The 15107-nt window shown below is 63.8% G+C and carries 16 protein-coding genes, 1 tRNA gene and 1 pseudogene; 5 read left to right on the top strand and 13 right to left on the bottom strand.

Annotation, left to right across the window (positions count from 1 at the left end; genetic code table 11):
- The first annotated feature begins 81 nt into the window (after positions 1-81).
- Positions 82-978, top strand: coding sequence for an SAM hydrolase/SAM-dependent halogenase family protein (locus C493_RS04925; RefSeq protein ID WP_007258309.1), 897 nt, complete (start codon positions 82-84; stop codon positions 976-978).
- A 46-nt stretch (positions 979-1024) separates the two neighbouring features.
- On the opposite strand, the gene C493_RS04920 is transcribed toward C493_RS04925, so the two are convergent.
- Positions 1025-1372, bottom strand: a complete 348-nt coding sequence (locus C493_RS04920; RefSeq protein ID WP_007258308.1) for a HalOD1 output domain-containing protein — start codon at positions 1370-1372, stop codon at positions 1025-1027.
- A gap of 103 nt (positions 1373-1475) precedes the next feature.
- Positions 1476-3020: a thermosome subunit alpha gene (gene thsA / locus C493_RS04915; protein WP_007258307.1), complete on the bottom strand. Its 1545-nt coding sequence runs from the start codon at positions 3018-3020 to the stop codon at positions 1476-1478.
- Between the two features lie 339 nt (positions 3021-3359).
- Here thsA and C493_RS23740 point away from each other — a divergent pair.
- A pseudogene (locus tag C493_RS23740) lies at positions 3360-3684 on the top strand (amidohydrolase family protein); the annotation flags it as partial.
- A 447-nt stretch (positions 3685-4131) separates the two neighbouring features.
- Here the strand turns inward: C493_RS23740 and C493_RS04905 are convergent.
- The 6 genes from C493_RS04905 to C493_RS04880 form a co-directional block, all read right to left on the bottom strand.
- A complete protein-coding gene (locus C493_RS04905) occupies positions 4132-5499 on the bottom strand; it encodes a flavin monoamine oxidase family protein (protein ID WP_049889138.1) in 1368 nt (455 codons plus the stop codon).
- 89 nt (positions 5500-5588) lie between these two features.
- Positions 5589-6365, bottom strand: coding sequence for a proteasome assembly chaperone family protein (locus C493_RS04900; RefSeq protein ID WP_007258303.1), 777 nt, complete (start codon positions 6363-6365; stop codon positions 5589-5591).
- Positions 6366-6371: 6 nt separating this feature from the next.
- Positions 6372-6551 carry an RNA-protein complex protein Nop10 gene (locus C493_RS04895; RefSeq protein WP_007258302.1) on the bottom strand — a complete coding sequence of 60 codons (180 nt, stop codon included), beginning with the start codon at positions 6549-6551 and terminating at the stop codon, positions 6372-6374.
- A 3-nt stretch (positions 6552-6554) separates the two neighbouring features.
- On the bottom strand, positions 6555-7355 hold the full coding sequence (locus C493_RS04890) for a translation initiation factor IF-2 subunit alpha (protein ID WP_007258301.1): 801 nt from the start codon (positions 7353-7355) through the stop codon (positions 6555-6557).
- Entirely contained in the window at positions 7352-7525 is a 174-nt protein-coding gene (locus C493_RS04885; RefSeq protein ID WP_006089161.1) for a 30S ribosomal protein S27e, read from the bottom strand. The genes C493_RS04890 and C493_RS04885 overlap by 4 nt, the downstream gene beginning before the upstream one ends.
- A 5-nt stretch (positions 7526-7530) precedes the next feature.
- Positions 7531-7812 carry a 50S ribosomal protein L44e gene (locus C493_RS04880; RefSeq protein WP_007258300.1) on the bottom strand — a complete coding sequence of 94 codons (282 nt, stop codon included), beginning with the start codon at positions 7810-7812 and terminating at the stop codon, positions 7531-7533.
- 630 nt (positions 7813-8442) lie between these two features.
- Between C493_RS04880 and C493_RS04870 the strand changes: the two genes are divergently transcribed.
- The 3 genes from C493_RS04870 (at position 8443) to C493_RS04860 (ending at position 9510) form a co-directional block, all read left to right on the top strand.
- Positions 8443-8709 carry an HAH_0734 family protein gene (locus C493_RS04870; protein WP_007258298.1) on the top strand — a complete coding sequence of 89 codons (267 nt, stop codon included), beginning with the start codon at positions 8443-8445 and terminating at the stop codon, positions 8707-8709.
- Positions 8710-8922: 213 nt separating this feature from the next.
- Entirely contained in the window at positions 8923-9369 is a 447-nt protein-coding gene (locus C493_RS04865; RefSeq protein WP_007258297.1) for a GtrA family protein, read from the top strand.
- A 66-nt stretch (positions 9370-9435) separates the two neighbouring features.
- A tRNA-Met gene (locus tag C493_RS04860) sits at positions 9436-9510 on the top strand.
- A 431-nt stretch (positions 9511-9941) separates the two neighbouring features.
- Here C493_RS04860 and C493_RS04855 read toward each other — a convergent pair.
- The 5 genes from C493_RS04855 to C493_RS04835 all read right to left on the bottom strand — a co-directional run bounded on the left by C493_RS04855 (position 9942) and on the right by C493_RS04835 (position 15071).
- On the bottom strand, positions 9942-10481 hold the full coding sequence (locus tag C493_RS04855) for a hypothetical protein (protein WP_007258296.1): 540 nt from the start codon (positions 10479-10481) through the stop codon (positions 9942-9944).
- A gap of 77 nt (positions 10482-10558) precedes the next feature.
- The gene (locus C493_RS04850; RefSeq protein WP_049889137.1) at positions 10559-11989 is read right to left on the bottom strand and encodes an ABC transporter ATP-binding protein; all 1431 of its coding nucleotides are present in this window, start codon (positions 11987-11989) and stop codon (positions 10559-10561) included.
- Positions 11964-13088, bottom strand: coding sequence for an ABC transporter ATP-binding protein (locus C493_RS04845; protein WP_007258294.1), 1125 nt, complete (start codon positions 13086-13088; stop codon positions 11964-11966). The genes C493_RS04850 and C493_RS04845 overlap by 26 nt, the downstream gene beginning before the upstream one ends.
- Entirely contained in the window at positions 13085-14125 is a 1041-nt protein-coding gene (locus C493_RS04840; RefSeq protein WP_007258293.1) for an ABC transporter permease, read from the bottom strand. The genes C493_RS04845 and C493_RS04840 overlap by 4 nt, the downstream gene beginning before the upstream one ends.
- On the bottom strand, positions 14118-15071 hold the full coding sequence (locus tag C493_RS04835) for an ABC transporter permease (RefSeq protein WP_007258292.1): 954 nt from the start codon (positions 15069-15071) through the stop codon (positions 14118-14120). The genes C493_RS04840 and C493_RS04835 overlap by 8 nt, the downstream gene beginning before the upstream one ends.
- Between the last annotated feature and the right edge of the window lie 36 nt (positions 15072-15107).

Here is a 15107-nt window from a genome sequence, read left to right as displayed (position 1 = left end):
TGCCCCTCGTTTCACATCCGCCGCCCTGCGTCCCGCCTCGCGAGCACATCGATTTTCACCGCGCGCTTCCTACCGACAGCCATGCTCACGCTCGCATCGGACTTCGGAACTCCTTACCCCGCGGCGATGAAGGGCGTCCTCTGTCGCCGCACGGACGCCAGGCTGGTCGACGTCGCACACGACTTCCCCAGACAGGACGTTCGCGCGGCCGCCTTCTGGCTCCGCGAAGTGCTGCCGTACTTTCCGCCGGCGGTCCACCTCGTCGTGGTCGATCCCGGCGTCGGCACCGACCGAAAGGCGATCATCGTCCGCGCCGGCGAACACGCTCTCGTCGGTCCCGACAACGGCGTCCTCCGTCCCGCAGCACGTCGACTCGCCGGCGACGACACTCCCGAGTACTACGTCGTCGACGAGGAACGGCTCGAGTCGCCCGAACCGGCCGGCCGTCGCAGTCGTGTCGGCCGTGAGGCGGCGACACCGAGCGCGACCGCGTTGCGGTCGAACGCCGACTCGAGGAACGACGGCAGCGAGACCGGCCCGGCCAGCACCACCTTCCACGGCCGGGACGTCTTCGCCCCCGCCGCCGGCGAGGTCCACGAGGTCGGCGTCGAGGACCTGCCCGACCTCGAGTGGCTCGAGTCGCTCGAGGGCGATTCGGTCGACTGTCGACTCCCCGACGCGACGTTCGAGGACGGGGACGGAGACGGCGGCACGCGCGCGACGGGGGAGGTGCTGGTCGTCGACGACTTCGGGAACGTCATCACGAACGTTCCTGGCGGCTTTCTCGCGGACCGCGAGCGGATTCTCGCGAACGGCGAGGCTGTTCCCGTCGGTGAGACTTTCGCGGCCGTTCCCGCCGGCGACCGCCTCGCGACCGTCGGCAGCCACGGCTACGTCGAACTCGACGTGAATCAGGGACGGGGCGACGAGGCGTTCGGCCTCGAGGCGGGCGATCGAGTGAAAATGAGGCGGGTGTGATCCCACGAGGCAACCGTCGACGACCGACCGCACTCGGCGGCGCGGACTACGTCGGGTCGATCACGATCTCGCCGTCGGCGTAGACCGTCACGGCACAGCCGCCGAACGGAAACGAGATCGTCCGTCGCCCCCGCCCCTCCCGTTCGTCCCGCTCGTCCCAGTGGCGGACGAGCGCGTTTAGCGCGTCCGGATCGACGTACCGGGAGACTCGCTCGAGGTCCTCGACGTCGACGCCGCGGATCGACGCGACGGCCACGACGAGCGCCGTACTCACCGGCTCGTACGCTGCCGTATCATACCACGTATGATAGGTTTCCTCCCTGTCGTCGACGTAGACCGGCCGATCCTCGGCGCCGTCGATCGGTGTCAGCCGCTCTCGAGCAGTCTTTGACATGATACAGTTCTGACTAACGTTTGGTAACACTTAACATTATTGGCCACACGACAGTCGCCGGACGTGATGCGTTCGGCGAAAAACGAATCGGGTTGGGACGGGCTTACTCGGCGGCGATGACGTCGTCGATGCGAACGATCATCGTCGCGGCCTCGGTCGCGCTCTCGATGGCCTCGCGCTTGACGTCGGCGGGGTCGACGACGCCGTACTCGAGGGGGTCGTCGATCGTGACGTCCTCGCCGCTGGTGATCAGGCCGGCACGTCCCTCGGCGTCGTGGGCGGCACGGAGGTCCACGAGCGCGTCGATGGGGTCCCAGCCGGTGTTGGCGGCCAGCGTGCGCGGGACGACGTCCAGCGCGTCGGCGAAGGCCGTCACGGCCAGCTGCTTGCGGCCCTCGATACCGGCGGCTTCCTCGCGGATCTTGTCCGCGATGGCGATCTCGGTCGCGCCCGCGCCGGGAACGACTTCGCCCGAGGCGAGGGCCGTTGCGACGACGTCCAGGGCGTCACCGATGGCGCGCTCGAGTTCGTCGACGACGTGTTCGGTGCCGCCGCGGACGAAGACGGTCACGGTCTCGGCGGCCGCGCCGCCTTCGACGAACGCGAGGTCGTCGTCGCCGTAGTTTTCGGTGCTGATGCGCTCGGCGTGGCCGAAGTCGGCCTCCTCGAGGTCGTCGAGGGCGCCGACGCGGGTGGCGCCGGTCGCGGAGACGATGTCCTTGGCGTCGCTGTTGCCGATGTCGTCGAAGACGAGCACGCCCTCGTTGGCGAGGGACGTACTGACGCGGTCGTCGACGCTGTCGGTCGTGAAGACGACGTCTGCGCCGCTGTCGGCGACCTGTTCGGCGTAGCCCTGAACCTCCTGTTCCTCGGCGTCGAGGGCGGTGTTGAGCTGGTCGATCGAGTCGATCGAGTACTCGGCGTCGATCTCGCCGGTGCGGACGCCGAGTTCGACGTCGAGGACGGCGATCGAGGCGTCTTCGACTTCGCTGGGCATGCCCTCGTGGGCGGCCTCCTCGTCGATGACGATTCCCGGAACGAGTTCGGTCGCGTTCGAAGACGCGCCGATCTGAGTGTGGACGGTGACGTTGTCGCGGGCGACGCCGTCCTCGAGTTCGACGTGGCGGACGGCCTCGACGACCGTCTCGGCCAGCGACTCGGCGGTGAGACCGCCGGTACCCTTACCGGTCATGCTGGATTCGGCGACCTGCTTGAGCACGTCGTCGTCGACGGTCTCCTCGCTGACCTGCTCGGCGATCGCCTCGAGGGCGATCCTGGCGGCCTCGTGGTAGCCCTCGACGATCGTCGTCGCATGGACGTCCTGTTCGATGAGGTCCTCTGCCTCGCCGAGCAGGTTGCCGGCGATCACGGCCGCGGTCGTCGTCCCGTCGCCGACCTCCTCTTCCTGGGAGTCGGCGACCTCGACGATCATCTGGGCCGCGGGGTGTTCGATGTCCATCTCGTTGAGGATGGTCGCGCCGTCGTTCGTGATGACGACCTCGCCGCTCGAGTCGACGAGCATCTTGTCCATTCCGCGGGGCCCCAGTGTCGTTCGTACGGATTCGGCGACGGCCTTCCCGGCCATGATGTTCGACGACTGGGCGTCACGACCCTGCGTTCGCTGACTGTCCTCGCTGAGAATGAACATAGGCTGTCCGCCCATGCGTCGCTGTTGTGCCATTGTTGAATCCTCACTAACTATGTCGTCAGCACTTCTATATAAGTATTACGCTCCCCACCGCGCCTCCGTCTGGCGATTGCCGTCTCGGACTCGGTTTGGCGACGCACCGTCACGGGCCAGCTACCGGACGCTGACAGCCGTTCGACCGCAGGTCGTCCGGTCGGCGGACGTCGAGGGATCGCGACTCGGGATTCATCCTCCAGCCGGTAGTATTCCCTGGTTCGAACGCGGTACTCGAGGCGGACTCGAATCCACCACGAGCCGGCCGGTAGCACGATACGGCTTCGCTGAAAACGGCCGACGCGAATGCTCGAGTTGGAACACGGGTTTCGCGTCGTCGACGTCTACACCCGTCTCGCCCCCGGCGACGCCGACTACGTTCGCGGGCACTCGATCACCCCGATCGACTCGAGTGAGAGATGCACCGGGCTGGAATCGTCCGCTCGGTCGTGTTTCCGCCCGCGACGGTCCGTCGACGCTCCGTCGCGCCGAACAACGGGGTTGCACGTCGCAGCGTCGACCGACCGCTCGTCTCCGCCGCCCGGATCACCGGCGCGAAGCGGCCGCCAACGGGCGTTCGAAACCGGATTCACAACGCCGTCAGCTCCCGGCGAACCACCACACGACGCCGCGGACGTCGAGAAGCACGCCTGCCGGGTGTCGACGCGCTCGTGCCGAGCGCCGATCCGTGAATCGATTGTACACGCGACCCACGCTGGGTCCACTACGACTACCGGCCCCAGCGGACGGTCACGATTACTGCCCGTTCCCGTGACCGAAAGGCCCATAGTAACTCGTGTCATCTCGTCTATCGATTCGGATGGTTCGCTACGACGAGGAGCGCTGTCCCGACTGTAACGGCAAGAAGATCACGCGGACCGACGGCTCCGTCTGGTGCCCGAACTGCGCGCTGTTCCGCCCGGAGAAGACTCCCTCCTGATCCGCTTGATACGGGCCGTCGTCGTTCAGTACCGGTGATCGTCCCCCTCTCCACCTTTATCAGAGTACTCACCCGAGACCCCGCTACGACAATCCGCCCGAACGATCGGTCTCCCGTCGAGACGCGGGAATTCCCGACCTAGTCCCGTCGCGCGACGATCTCGTCGGCGACTCGTTCGCCCGAGCGGATCGCGCCGTCCATGAAGCCGCGGCCCTCGAGCGCCGTTTCCGAGCCCGCCCAGTGAACGCGACCGACGGGCTCGCGGATCGCGTCGCCGCAGGTCGTCACCGTCCCCGGCGTCATCACGGCGTTGTACCCGCCCGTCGACCACTGCGTCGTCGACCAGGCCTCGTCGACGTACTCGAGCGGGTCCGCCGCCCGCGGTCCGAAGTGCCGTGCGAGTTCGTCCAGCACCCGTTCTCGTCGTTCCGACGCCGGTCGATCGCTCCACTCGAGGGCGTCGGCGCCGGCGACGAAGCCGACGAGGAGTCCCCGATCTGCCCCCGGGAGGGTCCCGTCGGCAACCTCGGCCACGATTCCGTCGTCCGACAGCACCGACCCCGAACGCCCGTCGTCGCGCCAGAACGGCGATTCGTACGCGGCGAAACACTTGATCACCGCGCCCATCGGCATCCGCTGGTTCAGCCCTCGCCGACGCGCGGGGAGCGCTGGCTCGTGCTCGATGCGGTCGATCAACGGCGGCGGCACGGCGACGACCGCGTCCGAGACGGCGTAGACTCCGTCGTCCGTCTCGAGCGTTACGTCGTCCCCGCGTCGATCGATTCGTCGGACCGGTTCGTCGAGTCTGATGTCGTCGTCGCCCAGGGCATCGGCTAGCCCCCGCGAGAGCTGCTGGGTGCTCCCGGCGAGTCGATACTCCTGGGTGACGCTGCCCGACTCGTCGTCCGTCTCGAGTCCGCCGGCGGCGTCGACGGCGGTCAGGAAGGTCAGCAGCGAGAGTTGACTCGGCTCGACGGTAAACTCGGCGCGGACGAACGCGTCGAACGTCCCCCGCGCGGCTTCGGTTTCCATCGCCTCCCGTTTCCACGACTCGAGCGTCGTCGCATCCCACGCGTCGGCCTCGGGCGCCTCGTGGGGAGCCTCGATCGGAACGTCGCGTCGAAGGGTCTCGATCCGCTCGAACGCGTCTTGCAACTCCGCCGTCGGCTCCGCTGGAAGCGCCCGAAATCGATCCTGGTCGTCGAACACCTCGCCCGCGACGGCGACCCGGTCGTCGCCCGTCCCGTACTGCTCGCAGCGCTCGAGATCGAACTCCTCGATCAGGTCGAGGACGCGGTCGTGCTCGCCGCCGATCCACTCCGCGCCGCGGTCGATCAGATCGCCGGTCGACAGCGAGCCCGCGGCCGTGCGCCCGCCGACGCGGTCTCTGGCCTCGAGGACGACCACGTCCAGTCCCGCATCGGTCAGCTCCCGCGCCGCGGTCAGTCCGGCGAGTCCAGCGCCGACGACGCCGACGTCGTGGTGTGTCGGTCGCGTATCGTTCACGAGACGTTTTTCATCCGGCACGAAAATAGCGTTGGGGTTCGGCGTCCGTATCGGACGACAGATCACGGGCGAGCGTGCTCGCGCCGCGATCAGCCGATGTAGCGCAGATCGTCGTCGGTCGGCACGTCCATCTGCTGTTGTTGCTGTTGTTGTTCCATCTCCTGGATCTTGCCGATCACGTCCTCCATCTCGTCGGCGCGTTCGTCCAGGGACTCGTAGTCGAGTTCGACCTCGAGAACCGTCTCGAGCACCTCGAGCACCGCGCGGGCGCTTTTGGGGTCGACGAGGTAGCCGCTGGTCTCGCCCATCAGACAGGCGACGTCGAAGCCGCGGCGCTCGCCGAGTCCGAGAAGGAGTCCGGAGACGCCGACAATGCCGCCAGCGGGTTCGTCCTCGCGGAACTCGACACCGGAGTCCTCGAGGGACTCGAGCAGCGACTCGTCGTTGACGGCGCCGACGACGGCGTACTCCTCGATGAGTTCGCCCGTCGGAACGCCGCCCAGCGCGTACGCCTCGTCAGCGCCGAACTCGTCGGCGATGTCGAGGAAGGCGTCGGTCAGCAGGTAGTGGCCGTCGTTGGTCTGGGCCTGGTGGTCACCCGTGAGCAACAAGAGATCGCGACCGTCCGGGTTCGAGATGGCGTGTAGCTTCGCACAGGTTAGCTCGGTCACGCCGTCCTCGACGCTCACCTGCGGCGGGAATTCCCGCGAGTAAACGCGTCGAACGAGCGTGCTCTCTCCCTCGAGCTCCTCGAGCAAGTGCTCGACGGCGAGACTCCCGACGTGACCCACACCCGGCAACCCCTCGACGAGGACGGGGTCGTCCAGCTCGACCTCGGCGACTGCGTCGATCTCGAGTTCGTCCATACCGTATCAGCGGTTGCGACGTTTAAGAGCGCGTCGGTACTCGCCGTGTGGATCGGTCGGATCGAGCGGCGCTGGGGCGCTGTTCTCGGCGTCGGCGCCACAGGCCGGACAGCTCTCAGAAAGGGTATACACCGGGCGGTCGTGTGCCTCGCGCCACGCCGAACACACCCGGATGTCCGATTTCATGCGTTACTCGTCGTCGGTGCGGCGCTCGCGGTGGTACTCGCCCGAACCGCCTTCGGACTCGATCGCGGCGACCGCACGATCCGCGCTCTCCTCGAGTTGGGCCTCGGCGGTCTTGTAGTTGGGCGCCTGTACCTCGATGCGGTACTCGGGTGCGCCGACGTAGCTGACCTCGAGGTCGACTTCGTCGGGAACTTCCCCGTTGCCCGCGGCGGCCTCGAGGGCCTCGCGGATGCCGTCGACGCCCGAGGGAGAGGGGTTCTCGAGGTCGACGTAGCCCGTGACGTTGACGTACGGCACGGAGACGTTCTCGCGGGCCGTCTCGACGAGGGTGTCGACCTCGTCGCCCTCGAGACCGGTGTCTTCGAGGGCCTCCTCGCCGTGGATCGCGGCCTGTTTGAAGCCGTCGTAGAGGCTTCCGTGGGCGCCGATGAGTTCGTTGGCGATGGCCGTGTACTCCTCGTCGGCGATCTCCTCGCCGAAGGCGAGTTCCATCCAGTTGTCGGCCTTCTGCTCGTTTTTCCAGTCCTGGATCTTATCGGAGCGCTGGTGGTCGTTGACGTCTTTCAACGAGAGGTCGATCTGCTGGGACCCCTCGTCGACGTCGAGGACCTTACAGACGACGATCTGGCCCTCGCGGACGTGATCGCGGACGTTCTTGATCCAGCCGCTCGCGACTTCGGAGATGTGGATCAGGCCGCGTTTGTCCTCGTACTCCTCGAGATCGACGAAGACGCCGAAGTCCTCGATCTCGTCGATCTTTCCGACGACGAGCTCGCCGGTGTCGGGCCAGCCGCTGTATTTCATCGTGACTCGACTGTTTCGAGGATCTCGTGGTCGATCTCGGCTTTGCCGCCGGTCGGTCGCGCAAGCGTCGTGCCACAGACGGCACAGGCGACCTCCGAGGAGGCTTTGCCGAAGACGGTCTGTTCGTTCTCGCAGTCACTGCATCGTACCGAGTAGAAATTTCCTGCCATCGTAATCACTCCTGGAATTCGAGTCGGCCGGCGCGCCATCCCTCGCGGAGGTGGGCCTTGCCGCACTCGCCACAGCGGTATTTGAGGTCGGTCTTCTTCGTCGGTTTCTCGCCGCCGGGCACTTTCGAGAAGCGACCGGAGTTACCGATCGACGCGGTGTTGCGTCGGGTTCGGCGAGCGTCCCACTTCATGCCGCTGGAGCGGCCGGAGCGGGCCTTTTCGACTTCGTGCTCGTGGTGTTCGTTACAATGCGGGCAGTACGTATTGAAACGGCGTGGCATCTGCATCGTTATCTCACTTGACGTGGGCTAAGACAGCGCTGTTTAAAACCCGTTTGGTTCGTCGTCGCCAGTCGATCCACTGGGTGGACACTGACGCCGTCCGACGGGACGGGTAGGTCCCAGTCATCTGACGCGTGTATAGTTATCACGAGCATCGGCCATTGCGAGCGCGGATACGGAATGTGAGAAAACCGGATCGATCCCCGAGTTGATCGCAAATACGACCGATTCCAACGCTACCGAACCGCGAGGTGTGGCGGATATCGTCCAAAGCCGTCTCGAGTGCGCCCTCGAGGAGGTATCCGACTCGTGGCAGAGCGCCAGCGCGGATGGACGCGAGCGATTCGTCGGCGGCCGGCCGCCCGAACGGATCCTCTCCGAACTATACTCCAGTGCCCGTGCGCACGGGCGCGAGAAGTATGTTGAATTGTCCGATCCGGACACCACGATCGACTCGATCCGACACCTCGAGCCACCAGACGGGAACGTCTCGAGGCCGACGACTCCGTTGCCGGGTGTCGGATCCGTTCGATTCCGGTCCGCCGGGTGGTCGGTCACATGGTTGGGCGAGCCCGCCGCGATCATCGAGCGAGCGGAGTCAGAAGGCTTAATCCGCTCTCCCGAGAAGTCGCCGACATGAAGCAGGTCATCATCCACGGCGATCCGGGGATCCGAAAGGGGGCCATCATCGAGTACGACGGCGAGGAGGTCGTCTGCTTCAGTATCAATCGAAACGGCGAGTGGCACGGTCCCGACCAGGTCCAGCTGTGGTGTACCGTCGGCGCCGACGACGAGTACGAGGCCTTCGAGAAGCGACAGTACACGCCGCACTTCCTCGATGTCGACCGCGTCGACGCCGACGACGTTTCGGTGGTCCGGCCGAAGGCCGATCTCTCGGTCTGACAGTCGAGTCTACGGACCGTCTCGAGCCCGTATCGAACGCTGTATCCGGCCGAATTCTTTTGGTCTCTTCGAACGAGGTTCAGAGTCACTGATCGATGCCTCGAACCGTCGGCCTCGTCGTCCCTTCGTTTCGGCCTATTGTCGGTGCTGGCATTGCAATCGAAGCCGACGAAGACGACGAAGACGATTGCTGGTCGCGAGACGTGGTCGACGATGAGTGATTCGTTTCTCGAGGCCGTCCGGACGCGGTTTCGGGCGCTGCTCTCGACGGCGCGGTTCACTCAATTTGCCAGCGTCGGCTTCGTTGGGGCTGCAGTCGACATCGTCGCGCTCGCATTGCTGGTCGAACTGACGCCGTTGGGACCGATTGTCGGGAAGGCGATCTCCTGGGAGCTTTCGATCGTGGTGATCTTCGTGATCAACGAACGCTGGACGTTCGCCGAGTACGGAGCGATGTCGCCGCGGGCGCTCGGCAAGCGGTTTCTCCGTTCGAACGCGGTCCGGTTCGCGGGGTTTCTGGTGACGCTCGGCGTGCTCGCGGGCCTCGTCGAGGGGTTCGGCGTCTGGTATCTGGCGGCGAACGTGATCGGAATCGGCGTCGGGTTTTTCGTCAACTACACCTGTGAATCCCTCTACACGTGGAAGGTACACCACGAGTAGCGATAGAAACCCGCATACGGCGTCCGAATCACAACCCTTAACTAGTCGACTCGGTTATGAAGAAGTAGCGGGATGGGATAGCCAGGAGATTCCGGCGGGCTCATAACCCGCAGATCGGTAGTTCAAATCTACCTCCCGCTACTTTTGACGAATTCAACAACGAACGACGAGTGAAGCGGGGAGTGAGTTCTGGATTCGTCAAAATACGACGAGTAGATTTGAAGGAGACAACGAGGGAGCGAAGCGACCGAAGTTGGCGTCGTTCAAATCTACCTCCCGCTATATTTTGCCGCGAGCAAATTCGCGAGCGACAAATATTGTATTGAGGTAGTTTGAACCAGACGAGACGCGCACAACGAAGTGAGCACGTCTCGGCGAGGTTCAGATCTACCTCTCGCTATCGTAGCTCTTCACCGATTTACACACCGATCGCAACGTAGTCCTGCGATCGGGTGTGCAGTGACGTGCAAGAGCTACGATACGTTTCACGGCCGTCGCACACTCCGTTTCTCGAGACGAAATCGAAACCCGCAGAATCGAAGACGAAACGAGACAGAGTCGGCGAACGCTATTCAATCGGATCGAATCTCGACGATCGTCTCGCTCGAGAGCCCTTTCTCGTCGGCAGCTGGGACGTTGAACTCGGCGCCGAGTGTGTACGTTCCCGGATCGGCCGCTTCCCACTCGTCGTTGCCGACCTTGAATCGCTGATCCCACCGTTTGTGGAACTGTTTTCGCTCACCTCTGTCGAAGACGAAGGCGCCGCGTTCGTCCGGCGGATCGCGAAGCGGAACGTGTGACGCTTCGGGGACGCCATCGACCGTCCACGTCCACAGGACGAGCGATTCCGTCGGTATCGTGACCGGCGTTGGCAACGAGTTCTTCATCGTGACGACGAACGGAACCGACTCGCCGGGGGCGAACTCGTCGTTCGGCGTCGAGATGTCGACCGAAACCGCCCGATAGGCGATTCCGGTCGGGAGCAACAGTCGACTGAGTAGTGTGCTGTTTACCCATCGAACGGCCTGCACTCGTCTCGAGGTGTCTTTCTCGTTCGGCGTGTGTGGATCGTCGTCGCGATGGAGGGCGTCCGACTCGTAGATCCGACGCATTGGTTGTCGCTGGGAGTACGCGAACTAAAACGTTCGGGTCCGAACCGCCTCCGGATGAGGGTGGATCGGTCGAGTAGTTAGTCGTCAGCGACGGCGTTATCCGAGCCGGAACCGGAATCAGCGTCGACTGCTTCGAACCGATCGCCGTCGTATCGCTCGTCCTGCAACAGACACGCGATACGATGGTTCGTCCCCGTCTGTGCGGGCTCCGGATGGTGCTTCTCGCACGGAGACGTGAACGCGTCGTCGAGTCGCGCTGTCGCCCCCGTTACGTTGTCCTCGTAGAGTTCGTCGATCGCCTGTGAGAGCGCTCGCTCGGCACTCGAATCGGAGAGTTCCGTCGGGAGGTCGTACTCCGAGCGGATGACCGATTCGAATTGGGCGCTCGGTAACTCGCGGATCGACGTTCGGCTCGTCGCGTCGTCGGCCGGCGTTTCGTCGGGAACCGTCGCGATCGACTCGAGCGTTTCGGCGTCCTTGACGCGGAGTTTGAGGTCCACGACCGATCGCCAGACGTCTTGCTCGAGGTCGTACGCTGCCGGCTGGATGATCTGGGGGCAGCGCGTGTGAAACCGACAGCCCGACGGCGGATCGAGCGGCGACGGGACGGTTCCGGGGAGGAAGATCTGATCGCCCTCCCAGAGGGGATCGGGCTCCGGAATCGCGGACAACAACGCCTCCGTGTACGGATGATACGGCGGCGAGAAGACCTCGTCCGTCGAGCCGACTTCTGCGAACTCGCCGAGGTACATCACGGCGATTCGATCGGAGATGTGCTCGACAACGCTCAGATCGTGTGCGATGAAAATGTACGAGAGACCGAGCTCGTCTTGTAGGTCCTCGAGCAGGTTCAGGATCTGCGCCTGAACGCTGACGTCGAGGGCGCTCACCGGTTCGTCACAGACGATGACCTCCGGATCGACGGCGAGCGCTCGAGCGATACCGATACGCTGGCGTTGTCCGCCGGAGAACTCGTGTGGATACCGGTGCGTGTGACTCGGGTTCAGTCCGACGGTCTCCAGCAGTTCGTAGATGCGTTCGGTCCGTTCATCGCCGGTCGCGATGTCGTGGATATCGAGCGGTTCGCCGATGATGTCACCGACGGTCAGACGCGGATTCAGGCTCGAGAACGGGTCCTGGAAGATGTACTGCAGGTCCGTCCGAAGGTCGCGAAGGTCGTCGCTCGAGACCGTCGTCAGGTCGACTTCCCGACGGCCCGCTGGTTCGCCGTCTTCCTCGACGCGCTGCTGGAAGTACACTGAGCCGTCGGTCGGTTCGACCAGCCTGAGAAGCGCCCGTGCGAGGGTACTTTTTCCGCAGCCACTCTCACCGACGACGCCGAGCGTCTCCCCCTCGTAGAGTTCGAGGTCGACGCCGTCGACGGCCTTGACGTCCTGTGAGTTGCCGAGGAGACTGTCGAGGAATCCCCCACTCGAGTCGTAGTACTTCGTTAGATTCTCGGCTCGAAGCAGCGGCGTCTCGTCAGTCACGACGATCACCTCCGGCATCCGGCACGTCGGTGTCGACGGCGGAACTGGCTTTCGCGCCGGCAACGGTCTCGACTTCGGCGTCGTCGGACGAGTCGCGGACGGTTACCTCGTAACCGAGACCGTCGGTGAGTTCGCCCGTGTACTCGAGGCAGGCCGCGACGTGTTCGTCGTCGTCGGTCGCGACTGCTCCCGTCTCGGGATCGACGAGTGCCGGTTCGGATCGAGTGCAAGACTCCTCGGCGTACGGACACCGGGGGTGGAAACTACAGCCCGACGGGAGATCAACGAGGTCGGGCATCGTCCCCGGAATCGTCTGCAGCCGCTCTCGCTCGTCGCCGATCCGAGGGATAGAGCTCATCAGACCGACGGTGTAGGGATGTTTCGGGTCGTAGTAGAGCTCTTCGACGGGCGCTTTCTCGACCGGTTTACCGGCGTACATCACCATGACGCGATCGCAGACGTCGGCGACGACGCCGAGGTCGTGAGTGATGAGCTGGATCGCCGTGTCGAACTCGTCGGCAAGCGTCTCGATCTCCTGGAGGATCTTCGTTTCGATCGTGACGTCGAGGGCGGTCGTCGGCTCGTCACAGATGAGCAGGTCCGGGTCACACGAGAGCGCCATCGCGATAATCGCCCGCTGTTGCATGCCGCCGGAGAACTCGTGTGGGTAGTCCGAAAACCGAGATTCGGCGTCGGGAATGCCGACGGTGTCGAGCAACTGGATCGACCGCTCTTTGGCTTCCGTCTCGTCGTAGCCGAGGTGGTGTCTGATAGTCTCCGAAATCTGCTCACCGACGGTGTAGACGGGGTTGAGCGCCGTCTGTGCGTCCTGAAAGACCATCGCGATCTCGTTGCCGCGGATCGAGCGAATCTCCTCGTCGCTCATCTCGAGGAGGTTCTCACCGTTGAACAGCACCTCGCCGCTCTCGATGTGTCCCGGACTCTCGATGAGTCGCATGACCGAGAGCGCCGTCACGCTCTTTCCGGCCCCGCTTTCGCCGACGACACCGAACTTTTCGCCGCGATCGATACTGAAGCTGAGGTTGTCGACAGCGTTGACGACTCCCTCCTCCGTGTAGAACTTGACTGTAAGATCGTTGACTTCGAGTAAGCTCATTTGTCACCCCCTCCGGCGACGCCGGTTTCCTGAGCATCGAGCGCGTCGTTGACGCCGTCGCCGATCATGTTCATCGACATCACGAACAGGAAGATCGCTGCACCGGGGAAGACCGTAATCCACCAGCGGATATCGCCGCCGGGGCCCGGAATGATCGCGTTGCGACCGTTCTCGAGCATCGTCCCCCACTCTGCGGTTCCCGGATCCATCCCGAGACCGAGGAAACCGAGCGCAGCGACACCGATGACGACGGTCCCGATCTGGAGCGTCGCGTAGACGATCAGCGGCGGCACCGCGTTCGGAACGATGTGTCTGAAGATGACCAATCGATCGCGAGCGCCGAGCGCTTTTGCGGCCATCACGTACTCGTTTTCCTTGATCTTCAGCACTTCACCGCGCATGAGGCGAGCGTACGTCGCCCAGCCGAAGATCGTGAACGCGGCCACGAGCTGCCAGTAGCCGCCGCCGAACATCGAGACGATGATCATCGCCAGGATAAGCGCGGGGAACGCGAGGATCATGTCGACGATACGCATCATGACTTCGTCGATCCAGCCGCCGAAGTACCCCGAGATGGACCCGTAGACGAGTCCGATCGTTCCGGTGATCGCCACGACGACGAAGCCGATGGAGATACTGTACCGTCCACCGGCGAGAACGCGCGAGAAGACGTCTCGAGCCTCGCCGTCGATGCCCATCGGATGTGACCACGAAGGCGGCGTGTTCTGGGAGACGTCGTGTCGTATCCAGAGGATTTCCTCCGGTGGATAGGGCGCGAGCGAGATGGGTTGTACCGTCAGTCCCATGACTTCGACTGGACGGGCGAAGATCGCGAGAAGCGACATGACCGCGACGATCGTCAGTCCGATCAACGCGGTCCGGTTGCGTTTGAACCGTTCCCACACGCGCGTCCATCGGCCTACGGCTTCGCCGCCGCTCGTTTCCTGCCAATCGGATAGCGGTTCGCGCTCTTTGACCTCGTCTGCGTCGAACCCGGTAATCTGGATCCGGCCGCGTCCGTCTGTCGTCTTAGTCATATCTGATCCTCGGATCGAGTACGGCGTACAGGATGTCTGCGAGCAAGTTCGCCAGCACGATGAAGAACCCGGTAAACAGGGTGATCGCCATGATCAGGTTGATCTCGTGACCGTGGATCGCTTGTACCAGTTCGCGACCGAGCCCTGGCCAGTTGAACACCGTTTCGACGACGACTGAGCCTGCGACGATACTGGCGGTGAGCATCGCCGCTAGCGTCACTACGGAGATCATCGAGTTCCTGAGGACGTGCTTGAGGATGATCTTTCGCTCCGGAAGTCCCTTCGCTCGCGCCGCGACGACGTATTCTTTGTTCAGTTCTTCTGCCATCGACGTTCGCATCACCCGCATGATCGAGGCGGCCGCTGCCGTCCCGACCGTGATCCCTGGAAGTATCAGGAACCACAGCATCTCGGGGTGGTAGACCGCTGTTCGTGGTGCTCCAACGTCCCACCAGCCGAGCCACAGTGCGCCGACGAGGATCAGCATGAGGCCGAGCCAGAAGTTCGGAATCGAGATGCCTGACAGGGCAATGATTCGGCTCGCGGTATCGCCGAATTTGTCCTTGTTAATTGCGGCGTAGACGCCGGTCGGAATCGCGATGACGAGTGCGAACACCCAGCCGAACAGGCCGAGCGCAATCGTCTCCGGAAGTCGGGAGATGAGGACGCCGGCGACCGACTGGCTGCTTCCGTAGACGTCCCCGAAATCCCCGCTCAAGACATTTCCTATCCACGTTGCGTACTGCTCCCAGAGCGTCCCATCGAGTCCGTACTGTGCCCGGAGCTGTGCTTCTTCAGCCTGTGAAACGTTCGGATTCTCTGCGACCATCTGACTGATCGGATCGCCCGGCGTCAAGTGCACGAGCGCGAACGTGATGACCGAGACGCCAAATAGAATGGGTACGGTCAACAACAGCCGTTTGAGTATAAACCGTCGAAGGCTCATTTTTAAACTTAAAATCTAATGTTCGTTTGGAGGGCT

It is taken from the genome of Natronolimnohabitans innermongolicus JCM 12255 (assembly GCF_000337215.1).
Lineage (GTDB): Archaea > Halobacteriota > Halobacteria > Halobacteriales > Natrialbaceae > Natronolimnohabitans > Natronolimnohabitans innermongolicus.
Note: the sequence above shows the minus strand (reverse complement) of the source record. Positions and strands in the feature narration are given on the sequence as shown.

Coding starts and splice junctions, on each gene's coding strand:
- C493_RS04895 (WP_007258302.1), bottom strand. CDS start 6,551: ATGAAATCGGACATCCGGGTGTGTTCGGCGTGGCGCGAGGCACACGAC.
- thsA (WP_007258307.1), bottom strand. CDS start 3,020: ATGTTCATTCTCAGCGAGGACAGTCAGCGAACGCAGGGTCGTGACGCC.
- C493_RS04850 (WP_049889137.1), bottom strand. CDS start 11,989: ATGCCGGAGGTGATCGTCGTGACTGACGAGACGCCGCTGCTTCGAGCC.
- C493_RS04840 (WP_007258293.1), bottom strand. CDS start 14,125: ATGACTAAGACGACAGACGGACGCGGCCGGATCCAGATTACCGGGTTC.
- C493_RS04835 (WP_007258292.1), bottom strand. CDS start 15,071: ATGAGCCTTCGACGGTTTATACTCAAACGGCTGTTGTTGACCGTACCC.
- C493_RS04920 (WP_007258308.1), bottom strand. CDS start 1,372: ATGTCAAAGACTGCTCGAGAGCGGCTGACACCGATCGACGGCGCCGAG.
- C493_RS04870 (WP_007258298.1), top strand. CDS start 8,443: ATGAAGCAGGTCATCATCCACGGCGATCCGGGGATCCGAAAGGGGGCC.
- C493_RS04855 (WP_007258296.1), bottom strand. CDS start 10,481: ATGCGTCGGATCTACGAGTCGGACGCCCTCCATCGCGACGACGATCCA.
- C493_RS04845 (WP_007258294.1), bottom strand. CDS start 13,088: ATGAGCTTACTCGAAGTCAACGATCTTACAGTCAAGTTCTACACGGAG.
- C493_RS04865 (WP_007258297.1), top strand. CDS start 8,923: ATGAGTGATTCGTTTCTCGAGGCCGTCCGGACGCGGTTTCGGGCGCTG.
- C493_RS04925 (WP_007258309.1), top strand. CDS start 82: ATGCTCACGCTCGCATCGGACTTCGGAACTCCTTACCCCGCGGCGATG.
- C493_RS04880 (WP_007258300.1), bottom strand. CDS start 7,812: ATGCAGATGCCACGCCGTTTCAATACGTACTGCCCGCATTGTAACGAA.
- C493_RS04890 (WP_007258301.1), bottom strand. CDS start 7,355: ATGAAATACAGCGGCTGGCCCGACACCGGCGAGCTCGTCGTCGGAAAG.
- C493_RS04885 (WP_006089161.1), bottom strand. CDS start 7,525: ATGGCAGGAAATTTCTACTCGGTACGATGCAGTGACTGCGAGAACGAA.
- C493_RS04900 (WP_007258303.1), bottom strand. CDS start 6,365: ATGGACGAACTCGAGATCGACGCAGTCGCCGAGGTCGAGCTGGACGAC.